The 12,846-nt window shown below is 38.7% G+C and carries 9 protein-coding genes; 2 read left to right on the forward strand and 7 right to left on the reverse strand.

Annotated features, from left to right (window positions below; translation table 11 throughout):
• Window position 1: 1 nt before the first annotated feature.
• Genes C1721_RS04365 through C1721_RS04380 form a run of 4 tightly spaced genes read right to left on the reverse strand, consistent with a single transcriptional unit; the run spans window position 2 to window position 5,165 of the window.
• A complete protein-coding gene (locus tag C1721_RS04365; RefSeq protein WP_102407318.1) occupies window positions 2-1,240 on the reverse strand; it encodes a porin in 1,239 nt (412 codons plus the stop codon).
• 17 nt (window positions 1,241-1,257) lie between these two features.
• Complete coding sequence (locus tag C1721_RS04370) at window positions 1,258-2,664, reverse strand: di-heme oxidoredictase family protein (protein WP_102407319.1); 1,407 nt, start codon at window positions 2,662-2,664, stop codon at window positions 1,258-1,260.
• Window positions 2,665-2,685: 21 nt separating this feature from the next.
• Window positions 2,686-3,831 carry an imelysin family protein gene (locus tag C1721_RS04375; protein WP_102407320.1) on the reverse strand — a complete coding sequence of 382 codons (1,146 nt, stop codon included), beginning with the start codon at window positions 3,829-3,831 and terminating at the stop codon, window positions 2,686-2,688.
• Between the two features lie 29 nt (window positions 3,832-3,860).
• Window positions 3,861-5,165 (reverse strand): outer membrane beta-barrel protein, encoded by a 1,305-nt coding sequence (locus C1721_RS04380; RefSeq protein ID WP_102407321.1) that lies wholly within the window; start codon window positions 5,163-5,165, stop codon window positions 3,861-3,863.
• Between the two features lie 462 nt (window positions 5,166-5,627).
• Here C1721_RS04380 and C1721_RS04385 point away from each other — a divergent pair, with 462 nt between their 5' ends.
• Entirely contained in the window at window positions 5,628-6,530 is a 903-nt protein-coding gene (locus C1721_RS04385) for a cation diffusion facilitator family transporter (protein ID WP_102407322.1), read from the forward strand.
• Window positions 6,531-6,623: 93 nt separating this feature from the next.
• Here the strand turns inward: C1721_RS04385 and C1721_RS04390 are convergent, their stop codons facing one another.
• The 3 genes from C1721_RS04390 to C1721_RS04400 form a co-directional block, all read right to left on the reverse strand.
• Window positions 6,624-8,948, reverse strand: a complete 2,325-nt coding sequence (locus C1721_RS04390) for a glycoside hydrolase family 20 protein (protein ID WP_102407323.1) — start codon at window positions 8,946-8,948, stop codon at window positions 6,624-6,626.
• Between the two features lie 77 nt (window positions 8,949-9,025).
• On the reverse strand, window positions 9,026-9,844 hold the full coding sequence (locus C1721_RS04395) for an MBL fold metallo-hydrolase (RefSeq protein WP_102407324.1): 819 nt from the start codon (window positions 9,842-9,844) through the stop codon (window positions 9,026-9,028).
• A gap of 7 nt (window positions 9,845-9,851) precedes the next feature.
• Window positions 9,852-11,147: a hypothetical protein gene (locus C1721_RS04400; protein ID WP_102407325.1), complete on the reverse strand. Its 1,296-nt coding sequence runs from the start codon at window positions 11,145-11,147 to the stop codon at window positions 9,852-9,854.
• 484 nt (window positions 11,148-11,631) lie between these two features.
• Here C1721_RS04400 and C1721_RS04405 point away from each other — a divergent pair, with 484 nt between their 5' ends.
• On the forward strand, window positions 11,632-12,705 hold the full coding sequence (locus C1721_RS04405) for a 6-bladed beta-propeller (protein WP_102407326.1): 1,074 nt from the start codon (window positions 11,632-11,634) through the stop codon (window positions 12,703-12,705).
• Window positions 12,706-12,846: the final 141 nt, after the last annotated feature.

Consider the following 12,846-nt stretch of genomic DNA (forward strand, 5'->3'; position numbering starts at 1 on the left):
CTTAAAAAGAATATTGCAACATAGCAATAGCCGAATGCACAGGCATGTTCAAAGCATCGTTGTCACGGTCTAACTGAGTAGCATGACCGGTACGTCCCATATACTGATACATAACTTGTAATTTCAGATTGAAATTGGAAAAGAAATAATTAAAGCCGGCAGCAGGCATATTCATTACCCCCTTTTTATTAGTGCCATTACGGTCATACCAATCATAGCGGGCAGCCAACTGCATTTTATCTGTCACAAAATAGCCAACTTGCGCATAAGCACCCCAGAAATTATATGCTTTCGCAATTTGCTGGCGTTTGGTAAATTTCATATTCAACCAATAACCTTCCACAGTAAAATACCAGCGATCTTTAAGCCACGCAAACTCTAATCCGGCACGGAAATCATTTGTACTTTCACTTTCAGATTCAACATTATAAGAAGTAGAGAGAGCAAACAACATCTTATCGTTTGTAAGATCGTCCGGATTTCCCTGATAAGAAGGCATTTCGCCTTTAGGCATGAAAGCAAGACGTCCGGCATATAATAAGGACGGAAGCCATTTATGGTCGTCACTCATTGTTTTCCCCGCCGTATTAACATCGATTCCGGTTCCGTTAAAAAGACCTATACCATAATCCCATTTCCGGTTAATAAGGCCATGCAGTTCTATTCCAAGGTCAAATCCCGTTGCAAAAACAGGATTTACAGCGTTCAGTGAATAAGGTATATTGACCCGCGTAGTCAAAGATGATGGCAAAGATGGAAACAATGTTTCACCTAAAGTCACCAAATACGCCTGATGTCCGGGTGTTTTGAATTTACCGACTTTTAAACGAAGAGATTCCTTCATGTTTACATCAAACCAAGCTTGTTGCAATAAAGCACCTCCGCTTTTTGCGGCATTAAGTGTAAAATTGAACGTCACCTTACCAAACGCTTTTCCTGAAAAACCAAGCAAAGCATTGGGTATGGCAAAACCCGAGTTTGCAACACGGTCTACTTCCGATAAATCCAAATCTTCATCATCATAATAATTAAAATTTCCGGATGCCTGAATCAGTACATAAGGTTTAAGCAGGAAATCTCCGGCTTTCGTATTAAACGAAAAGCCTTTTTTCCCAGCTAAGGATACAACATCGTTTTCTATGTATTTATCGTCTATCGTTTGTGTTTGTGCTAAAATATCGGTAGGCAAAGCCATATACAGGATAGCAACAGCTAATCCTAGTTTCAATAATGATTTCATCTTATTAGATATCTTATTTATAATGAATTTAGAAATTTAATAACTGCCGCCCGCTCTTCCTTGCTCATGCGAGCGAATAATTCACGAGAAACCTGTCCTTCTCCATCATGCCACATGATGGCTTCCGTGAGATTCCGGGCACGTCCATCATGCAGAAAATAGGTATGTCCGTTTACTTTTTCCTGTAATCCTATTCCCCATAATGGAGTTGTACGCCACTCACATCCTTGTGCAAGCCCACTTACATATTGATCATCCAGTCCTACTCCCATATCATGCAATAAATAATCGGAATAAGGATGGATCGTTTGGCTACCGAGCCAGGGCAATTTAGTTCCGTTCAATAATACGGCTCCGCGCGGACGTGTATGTAAAGTAGGCGTATGGCAGAGATGACATTTTGCCTGGTAGAATAGTTCTTCTCCCTTTTTTACAGTTTCATTGTTTACATCACGACGATAAGGAACACCTAGACTATGCAGATAAAGATCAACATCTTCCATATCATGAGTAGTGATTTGTATGCCATTCATAGCCATTCCCATCATCTGAACCTGACCATAACAAACCTCAAAAGGATAACGATCATTTGTTACACCCATATCAGAGGAGAATCCCAACTCAACGGTTAGATCCGCATGCTGGGCTTTGTTGCCACTAACACCGATTTGATAGACACCACGTTCATATATATAATTCAATCGGCCACTAATTCCATATTGCGGATAATTGCTTTGTTCGGCCAACTTCTTCAATTCATCATGATCAAGAGCCATCATTTGTCCCATCCCGACATGACGTAAAGGAATACGCACTGTAATATTTAAATCCTCAGGACGGATACTATCCGCATACCATTCTGTAATTTTATAATGAGGAGTAAGTAATGAGTAGGCTTCCCCATCAGGGAAATATTTAGTTTCTTCCGTATAGGTAACGCTCAACTTACCTTCCGGTTCTACCCCGTAAATAGACTGGTCATGCAATACACGACCATAATTCTGGAAAAAAGCTCCGTTTTTTCGAGAAATATAAACAAGCATAGACGAAAAGTTATACTTTCCGGAACCTCCTACTGTATGTAATGTAGGCTTTGTACGCCCTGCATTTTTATGGCATGCTCCACAAGAATACCCCGCATAAACAGGCCCTAACCCGCCAGTATAAGGGTCATCGTCTCCCGTACGGGCATCATCATACAAAGCATCTCCCGTGGTAAAACGGGTTAATAGCGAACCTTCAACCCAAGAAGAGGGCTGATCGTATGCCTTGCTTGAAGACATAAAAATGGTGGAAAGCCCAGCCGATAATTCTTCTGGCTGGGCGACATCACCACTTGTTTTTAATATCAATTTGTCATCTAGTCCGTCTTCACAAGCAAAAAGGCAAATGGATAAAAGTAGTAATTGTATAAATAATTTCATTTTTGCTGTGTTTCATTTTGATTAATCCAATTTCAATACTCCTTTTGCATGTGTCAAAGCATCACTTAATTCTGAACAAGCATCCATAGCTGCTTCTATTTCAGCATTTTTTGCCAGATTATTGCGTAAAGGAGCCGGTATCTTATTAATCATTATGATGGCATTCTCAATAGCATCTTTCATTCGCTGGTCGGCATCGGCATCTACACTTTTAACCAAGTCTGATAAACTTGTTCCGCGATTACCCTCAATACCTCCTAAATAAGAATTTTCAATACTGATAATGTTATCGGTATAATCTTTCAAAGAATTCCAACTATACCAAGATTCCACAGCTAATACGCCAGCTTCTTTATCTATTTTGTAAGTATTGTACGGCTCTCCTATTTTAGAATCACCAACCTCGCCGGCAATATCAATACAACCATCGAAAATTTGTCCGATAACAACGGCCAAAGAACCAAAACGGTCTGTATTATGCTGTTTAAACTCAGAACCGAAACAAGTAGAGTAATTTTCAACTTTACCATCAGTAGACCAGGCATAATACAACGTTTCCGTATCTTTCAACAAACGGTTAGTTACAATCTGCGTATATTTTGCCTCCGCATCTGTAACCTTACTTACATCACGAGGTTGACCACCGTCAAACAACAGATATTCCAAAGTATGGAAACCACGTACGCCCCAAGCAGATTGTTCACCATCTTCATTCACACTACCATCTTCCAGATCGCCCCAGTTCTGATTAGCCAGAATAGCCTTGATCTCTGTCATTTCCAAAGGCCATGAATCCAAAGACGGGTCCAATCCCTCATAATCGGCCGGACCATATAGAAAAGCTTCGCTTTCTTCCCAAGGTTCGCGAGCTGCACGCCAGGCATCACAAGCCGCATCAAGATTAGTCTGTGTCTTACTATTCAAAAATGTGGTTACCGCCGTTTGTAATGCAGTAACTTTATCATGCATATCCTTGTAAGTCGGGATTACAGTTTTATCAACATAAGCATTTACTGCCTCTTGTGCCTTCGCTTGATCTACAATGTCCTCAAACGTGTTTGAACCTCCGCCGGGAGTATTATCTTCATCACAGGAAACACTAATAAAAGTCAGGGTGGCACATATTGTAGCACCCATTAACCAGGAATTAATCAAATTCTTTTTCATTTTGTTTTTATAATTATGTTAGGATTTTCTTATTTAGACAAAAACCAGCCGATATATGCAAGACCTACTGAAACCATGTTTTCGCTATTAAAATCGCCTTTACCTATTTGCCGGTTTGTGTAATCTGCTTTTACCACCAGATTAGGGAGAGCATAATAGTTCACACCGGCAGTGAAAGCCGATACCTGAAAGCGTTTGTCGGCAGTAATACCGTCGGCTACACCTTCCATTGTATTGTAGTATTCATAACGAACGAAAGGAAAGATGCGTACAGCGTTCTCCGACTTATCAAACAGAGAAACTACATTATAACCAACTTCTCCGGCATAACTTACTGCATTCTTCCCGACTGTTGTACGGCTATATCCCGTACTGCTGCTCATTTGAGAAATACGCCGGTTCAATAAATAACTGTCACTCAAATTTCCATATACCGCATTTCCACGTGCTATCAAATTACGGCTTTTGTATTGTGCATCAAATGTAAATATATTTACATCCGCCTGAAGATCTGACACTTTACTAGGCTTTGAGGCATTTTTTGCTGTACGGTTATAGTAGAAAGAGGCACCTAAGCGAAGACCTTTTATCGGTTTATAATTCAAGCGGGCAGCAACAGCAGGAGAAGTAAAGCAATCTATTTCAAACATGCCTTGTTTACCACTGGCAATCCAGTTTTCCCGGGAAAAACCCAATGGATCAAGTCCTGTAACCAACATCGCTTCATAATCAAACTTTCCAATTGTTCCGAAGAAAGAAATTCCGTTTTCATGCCAGGTAGATGGTAAAATAGTTGTTTCTCCTTCCGGGCGATAAACGCCAAAGAAATTTATAGGTTCATGGTGAGCATTTGTCAAACCAACCGGCACAATCAAATGACCTGCACGAACATTGAATGATTTATGTATCAATTTCGTAATATGGAACTGCTCCAAAGCAACCTCTCCTCCTTTTTCTATCTCTGTTTCATATTCTCCATTTTCCGTTCTCCACTCCATTTCACGGGCGGAACCTGTTCCTCCATATTCAAATTCGATCTCTGCCCCTAATATCCAAGTCGGAGAAAATTTATAATCGAGGGCCAGAACAAAGCGAGGAATCGAGATTGTTCCCCTATTCTCTTTTGCCGATCCATTTGGAGTGATCCGGTTTGGGCCATAATCAAGATAGCTCGCGGCCATTTCTCCATATCCGCCAAAACGAAACTTATCGTATCCACTGGCATAAATCGCCGCCGATTCCTCTGCAGACTTAATAACTTTTTCCTGTGCAAACAATGGCTTCCCTACTATAAGCAGAGTCATAAGTACTAACAAATTTGTTAACTTTCTCATTGTATTTTATAATTTTTCGACAAAAGTACAGGGGGCGCAATGGCTGTGCAATCGCACGGAATAGGTATAAATCAAAGCATCCTACCTAATTGTAGGTATTTAAGCCTTCAACATAACTTTTCTATATAAAAATCAACACTTTTAGGTAGCAAACATCTTACTGTCCCTTTTTTTTACTAACATATAGGTATTGCAGGAACAACACAGCATACATACTTTTGCATTGTCAAGATGAAAGTAACACTATTAGTATAATCGCTAAACCAAAACCTTTTGCTAATATATGTAAGCATATAAGATGATTAAACACCGTATCGGAGGAGGAGTTTTTTATTGGTTATCCTCCACCATAAAAAGAAGCCTCCCTGTGAAGAGAAGCTTCTTTTTTATTTAAGAAAAACTTAGCTTTGTACCATCTTGTTATTTTCGTTGAAATATGTGCAACAATAATTATTTTAAAATATGGAACATCATCATGATCACCACCACGAAGTAAATTCTCTCAATAAAGCTTTTATATTAGGCATAAGCTTAAATATCATCTTTGTTGTAGCAGAATTTACAGCCGGATTCTGGTATAATTCGTTAAGTCTGCTGTCTGACGCAGGGCACAATCTGGGAGACGTAGCAAGCCTCATTCTTGCCATGTTAGCTTTCCGTCTAGCCAAAGTACATCCTACAGCCCACTACACATATGGCTACAAAAAAAGTACCGTCCTCGTTTCTTTGCTAAACGCAGTAATTTTGCTTGTGGCAGTAGGAGTAATTGCTTCCGAAAGTATTAGCAAACTAATTCATCCTCATCCGGTCGAAGGAGAAGCGATTGCCTGGGTTGCAGGTATCGGCGTTATTATTAATGCTCTAACTGCATGGCTTTTCATGAAAGATAAAGATAAAGATCTAAATGTAAAAGGCGCTTATTTGCATATGGCCGCAGATGCTCTCGTATCTATCGGTGTTGTAATATCCGGAGTAATTATCAGCTATACGGGATGGTATATTATTGACCCTATCATCGGATTATTGATTGCCATCATTATTGTATACTCTACGTGGGGACTTTTACGTGACAGCATCCGTCTCTCACTGGATGGTGTTCCTGCAGGAATGGATATCAAGAATATAGAAAAGATTGTCTATAAAGTATCCGGCGTAAAAGATGTTCATCATTTACATATCTGGCCGATAAGTACGACAGAAACAGCTCTTACGGCACATATCCGGACTAATAATATGGAAAATATGGAAAAAATAAAACAAGACATAAAACATAGCCTGGCAGAAAAAGGCATTTCACATGCTACTTTAGAGTTTGAAACATCTGAAAGCAAATGTTGTGAAGAAAAAGATTGCCCGCAGATTTAACATGTTATATAAAAAAGAGCTTTAGTATGAATCTATATATAGATTCATACTAAAGCTCTTTTCTATCAGAACGATTTTCCGGTTATCATTATTCTATTCAACAATAATCTCATCTACAAATAAAAAAGCGTCTGAACCAGCACCTCCATGCCATGAAGGAAGCTTACTGCCTTTTATTATAACCTCAACATAACGAGCAGTTACAGGTTTAAAAGTAATCTCCTGTGGATAAAGACCATCCTTATCATCTTGTTTTAGAACCGGAATAGCTTTATTAGCTATCTCTCTGAAAGTCTTTCCATCATCTGATATTTTTACAACAATTTTTGTCGCTCCCATAATCCAGTCTCCTTTCACTACATTCGTATTAAATGATATTATACTGAATTCCGTCGGAGTTTTCAAGTCTATAACGGCATCTACATCTTTACCCTGAAAACCTAACCAACGCCCCGTTTTGTAGTTTTCATTCCCGGAAAGGCCATCAACCAAAACAGACGCGCCGTTAAACGTATAGCCTTTACTTGGAGATTCTTTTAATGTAACAGGCTTTATTGTCGCTTTATTAAAACGTATTTGCTCATTAAACAATCTGCTAACATTTCCATTCGGTCGGATAACAATTGCTTTAAAATCGGTATCCTTATCTATACTTACCGGACTTTCGTACTTTATACTATTGCGAGTAGGAACAGAACCGTCCAAAGTATAGTAAATATCCCCGTCTCCAAACTTTAAGAGACTAATCTCAAGCATACCGCTTTCTGTATTTGGAGTCAACGTGGCGTTTATATCGAAAATATGTTTCGCATAATTATATCCCAAACGATCGTAAACCTCAGTCAGATGAATCATCCGCGGTAAAAAGCTCCGGTAATCTTTCTTGGAAGGATCAGTCCATTGCGTTTCAGCCAATGCGCCCATACGGGGAAGTACCATATATTCTACTTGTGAGAAAGTAGGGATATATTCAGTCCATAGATTTGCTTGCGCACCAATGATATACTTTTGTTCTTCCGGTGTAAGCCCTTCCGGAACAGGCTCGAACGAATAAACCTTTTCCAATGGCAGATAGCCGCCTATTGCTTGCGGTTCGTTTTCCGTATCCGACGATTGGTAGTAATCTAAATACACAAATGTATTCGGAGACATTACCACATCATGCTTTTGCCTGGCGGCTTCTGTTCCTCCTTCCATACCTCTCCAACTCATAACCGTTGCATTCGGAGCCAGACCGCCTTCCAGTATTTCATCCCAACCGATAATATGGCGTCCCTTACTCTCCACGAACTTTTCCATACGGGAAATAACATAACTCTGCAAATATTCTTCTGCCGAATGCTTTTTGTCCCCCTTTATTCCTTCCGCTTTTATACGAGCCTGACACTTCGGGCATTTCTCCCAACGTACTTTCGGACATTCATCTCCGCCTACATGAATATATTTGGAAGGAAAAAGCTCTATAATCTCAGCTAATACGTCTTCAAGAAATTGCATTGCCTGCTCGTTGCCGGCACAAATCACATCCTCCGACACACCCCACTGTTTCCAGACTTCATACGGGCCGCCTGTACAACCCAGTTCCAGATATGAGGCAAGAGCCGCCTGCTGATGTCCGGGCATATCAATTTCCGGAATAATCGTAATATAGCGTTCCTGCGCATATTTCACTACATAACGAATTTCGTCTTGTGTATAGAAACCACCATACTCTTGTCCGTCATACTTTCCTGAGTTATGGCCTATTACCGTCTCCGAACGTTTAGAACCTATTTCTGTTAATTTCGGATATTTCTTTATTTCAATACGCCATCCCTGGTCATCTGTCAAATGCCAATGAAAGGTATTAATATTGTGTAATGCCAGAATGTCGATATACTTTTTTACCGAATCCACCGGAAAAAAATGACGGCCTACATCCAGCATCATTCCGCGATATTTGAAACGAGGATAATCATTAATATTGACAGCCGGAAGTTCTATATTGGCGCCTTTTGCGGTAGGAATCGATTTACGTAACGTTTGAATACCGTAAAACACTCCGGCCTCAGTTTCTCCGGATATTTGGATACCATTCGCAGTTACCACTAATTTATATCCTTCGGGATTCTGTATATTTTTATCCAATGACAGGTTTATTCCTTTACCGGCAACGCCTGCAACTACAGGCAATTCATAGCCGGTTGCTTCTTTTATATACGAAGAAAGGAAACTTGCATTTTGTTTCATCAGTTCATTCCCGTCAGGATAACTAATTTGAGTAGACGGAGTGAGTTCAAAAGAAGCTCCCTGTTGCTCTGCCATTTCCTGAGGCAACGGTACAATTCCATAATTTCCCCTCACTGTTTTATTGTTTGAACAAGACAGCATTCCTGTACATGCTGCCAATATCAACGCATACTTGCTTAGTGTGCTCATGTGTTATATTGTTTAGTTTAAGAATTATGAGATCAAAGATAAGAAAATAACCCATCTGTACAAAACATCCTGTTGTCTTACAATGCGACAGGTTTAAAGAAACGACCTACAGATTTAACAAGGGCCATCTTTGTATACGCATCATGGCAAAACACAAGAGCCTGCCTTTCATTAGCCGCCTCATCCAACATCCGGATTTTTTCATTATAAGAAATAACAGGATTAGTATCATATGCAGATATCCATTCCGGTGAAACGCTTGCAGCCAACGGGATCACATCTCCCGCAAAAACAACAGTACGCTCCGGCATCTGAAGATATGGGACTAATTGCCCCGCCGTATGGCCATCATAAATCCGCAATTCTATTTCAGGACAGATAAACGTATCCGTATCCAATAAATGAAGCAAATCCGCATCCGCCACAGCTTGCATGTTCTCGGTAAAATAAGAATCTTTTTCCAATGCGTTCGGATGATTGAAATTATCCCATTGCGAACGGCTTACCCAGTATTTGGCATTTGGAAAAGCAGCGGAGAGTTTTCCACTTTCTTTGTTTTTTATTGTTGAATACCCGCAATGATCAAAGTGAAGGTGGGTTAAAACCACATCCGTTACCTGTTCACACGTATAACCTAATTTTTGTAACTCTTCGCCCAAATCTTTCAAGTCGAAAAATTTATAATAACTAAGTTGTTTCAGATGTTTATCGCCGGCACCGGTATCAATAAGAATGATCCGGTCATCAACTACAAACAAAGCACTGCGCATGGCTAATATACAGGCATTCGACTCATTACAGGGATAACGCCTCTGCCACGCCGTTTTTGGAATAGCTCCGAACATAGCGCCTCCATCGGCATAAAAGTAACCGGTATCTATAAAATGAAGCTTCATATTTCTACTAGAACTTATATTGCAAGCGAACTGTCAGGACATTATCCTTTCGATCATTTTCGTAACCTTTTACAAAGGTACTCTTTTCGTTGAAATTAAATTCATAGTATGCCTGTAAACGAATATGTTTACTAAAATTATAGATTGCACCGAAACCAAAAGTACTTTGCTTCAAGTCTGTTTTCGATGTATAGCTTTTTTCCACACCTACTTCATTTCCTTTTACTTTTGTATTCGGATCATAAACATCATATTTAAAAATGGCAGAAAACGGAGAACGTCCGATATCTTGTATCAAATAAAAGAAATATCCTAAGAAAGGACGTTTAAAAAGTGAATTTTCCGGCAAGTCTTCAGGACGATTGCCCGAATTAGGACTTCGGCTGCTTGAAGCTATACCCGGCTGCGTACCTAACAGACCTTCAGCCCGTAAAGTAGTCGTTCCACATACATTAAGGAACGAAAACTGTGCATCTGCGCCAATATATTGACGCTTCATATATGTGCCTGTCTCTTTTTTATTGACCCTGATAAAACGTTTGCCATCCATTTCATAAGCTTCATCGGTAGGATTGTACACAAAACCATGATAATAAGAAAACCCGGCACCCCATTTTCCCCAATCACCAATCTTCTTTTTCGCGCTTAACCGCCCGATAAAATCCTTCCTGCTATCCGTTTCACGGTTGATACTGTTACCGGCAAACAGTCCGGCATCCAGACGAAGAAAGCCAAGCGGACTGGTTTCTTTTGTCCGCAATGTCAGCATTGCACCCAAATCACGTTCATCCGGAAAAAAATATTGAATAATAGTAGCACGTTCAGGTGATTCCAAACCACTTGTAGAATATCCCACCTCATGACCGAAAGGACGGTTAAAAACTCCGGCCATTAATTGATTACGCTTTGTCCAAGGGTCTTTAATTCCAATATATAAGTCACGGAAACTAATGCCTTTATCATTTACATCTATCTGTACAACACCTGTTCCAATACCATCATTATATTCAAATTTCAAACGGCCACGACGAATACCTATACGATTAAAACCTTTATCTATATGTTCATTCTTATCTCCCACTTTAAGGGTTGCATCCTGCTGTCCATATTGATATTGTCCTTGTATATAAGCCGAAACTTTAAATTTACTAAGATTTTTAACAATCTTGTCCAATGTTGCGGTTTCTTCCGCCAGAGAATCAACACGAAGGTTTACATTTTTCATTTCTGTTTCCTGAGCTTCCATTACGGAAAGGGGGAGAAACACTAATAGAGCAAGTAGTACATTTTTTACAATTCTCATTCCTAAACTTATTGAGGGCAAAAAAAACAATTCAAAATGCCCGGCTGCAAAAAAACAATTTTATTATTGCAAAAAGATTACATTTTCATTAAGAAAATGATTCGGCACGAAGATAATTATAACTTATGTATTTTACCCCATCCGAATGAAAATTGAATTTCTTTCGAGAGAAATTTAATTTTCTTCCGAAAGAAACCTTTTTTCTCCCCGAAACAAAGACGTTGCTTTTTCTGTTTACCAAATTAATAAAGATATTGAATTTGTAAGTCTGAAATTTATGAAAAAGATGACATCGAGTGATGTGTCTTATAAAAAAGCAAAAATTACAAATCACCCCCTATATTTATCGAAATATACCCCATAGATGGCATAATGATTGAATGTCAGTAAAATGTCCGTTTTATTATTTTTGTATTCCACTATAACCCTTTATATTTGTAATGTTACAAAAGCATAAGGGGTCATCTATATAAATAATTTTTTTATGAAATACACATTTTTCATTTTAATAATATCGATATTAACCATTTCTTGTACGCGTAATGCAAATACAAAAAATGGACAATCAAATATTGAGTTAATAAAAGTCGATTTTTCTAAAGAATATACGCAAAAAAAATTTCCTAATACTAACTATTCCATGCGAGTTCAAAGACTTGAAGATAACAAGGATTTTCCCGTTGGCTATGTGGATAAACTAATTGTTAATGATGAAAGGATTTATCTGTTAGATCGCTCTAAATCTCAATCTATATTTGTGTATAATCGGGCAGGTACATTACTTCAAGTAATCAATCGCATAGGGAATGGGCCGGGTGAATTTACTTCTCCTACAGACTTTGATGTGGATAAAAAAACGGACAATCTTTTAGTGATGGATGCAAACTTAAGAAAAATCCTTATTTACTCGCCAAAAGGGAATTTTATAAGAGAATTTAAATACGACTCTTTTGCTATCCGTCTCCTGTTAGACGATGAGGGTAATATCATCTTAGATAATGGAAACATTCCTTCTCCGGAGGGTGCATACTACTTGAGCAGAATAGATCAAAATGGAAAACATCTAAATAGTTTCTTTCCGGCAGACTCTTCCGTATTAGGAATAACATTGAATTCGCGCGAGCCTCTTCAACGTACTGAAAATGAGTTATTTTTTCTTCCGGTATTGAGTAATCGTATCTATTCTTTACAGGATGATGAACCCTCTTTAGTATACCAGATTGATTTTGGCAAATACTGGCCTGATAATAATTTCTGTGAACAGATGAAAAAAGTCCATCCGTTAAAAATCAGGCAATTTATGTTTGAAAACAATTATGTCTGTTTTTTAAATTACATCCAAACAAAAGATGTGCTACATATTGATTTCTATAAAGATAAAAATTATTCTCTATACTATAATAAGCAAACAAAGCAATCTCTTTTAGTTGCAATGGAGGATGAAAGCATGTCATTCCCACTTGCGACTTATGGCAATGAATTCGTTTTTATTAAGTATAACGAAATAACCGGTGCGCCGACAGTGGTTTTCTATACGGTAAATTTTGATCTTTTATGATTTAAAAATATTATATATAATCCGCAAAACCACCCGGACGAATTTTCAAAACGAAATGGTTCGGAAGTTTCGGGTGTCGTAAAACGAAGCGGTTCGATTTTGGGATAAAAAGTATAACGTATTAGGCAGCTATCTTATCAA

Origin of the sequence: Parabacteroides bouchesdurhonensis (assembly GCF_900186615.1) — a bacterium.
Taxonomy (GTDB): domain Bacteria; phylum Bacteroidota; class Bacteroidia; order Bacteroidales; family Tannerellaceae; genus Parabacteroides; species Parabacteroides bouchesdurhonensis.

Bases quoted from the DNA above. Each gene is read 5' to 3' on its own strand.
- C1721_RS04365 (WP_102407318.1), bottom strand. From the start codon at position 1,240: ATGAAATCATTATTGAAACTAGGATTAGCTGTTGCTATCCTGTATATG.
- C1721_RS04370 (WP_102407319.1), bottom strand. From the start codon at position 2,664: ATGAAATTATTTATACAATTACTACTTTTATCCATTTGCCTTTTTGCT.
- C1721_RS04375 (WP_102407320.1), bottom strand. From the start codon at position 3,831: ATGAAAAAGAATTTGATTAATTCCTGGTTAATGGGTGCTACAATATGT.
- C1721_RS04380 (WP_102407321.1), bottom strand. From the start codon at position 5,165: ATGAGAAAGTTAACAAATTTGTTAGTACTTATGACTCTGCTTATAGTA.
- C1721_RS04385 (WP_102407322.1), top strand. From the start codon at position 5,628: ATGGAACATCATCATGATCACCACCACGAAGTAAATTCTCTCAATAAA.
- C1721_RS04390 (WP_102407323.1), bottom strand. From the start codon at position 8,948: ATGAGCACACTAAGCAAGTATGCGTTGATATTGGCAGCATGTACAGGA.
- C1721_RS04395 (WP_102407324.1), bottom strand. From the start codon at position 9,844: ATGAAGCTTCATTTTATAGATACCGGTTACTTTTATGCCGATGGAGGC.
- C1721_RS04400 (WP_102407325.1), bottom strand. From the start codon at position 11,147: ATGAGAATTGTAAAAAATGTACTACTTGCTCTATTAGTGTTTCTCCCC.
- C1721_RS04405 (WP_102407326.1), top strand. From the start codon at position 11,632: ATGAAATACACATTTTTCATTTTAATAATATCGATATTAACCATTTCT.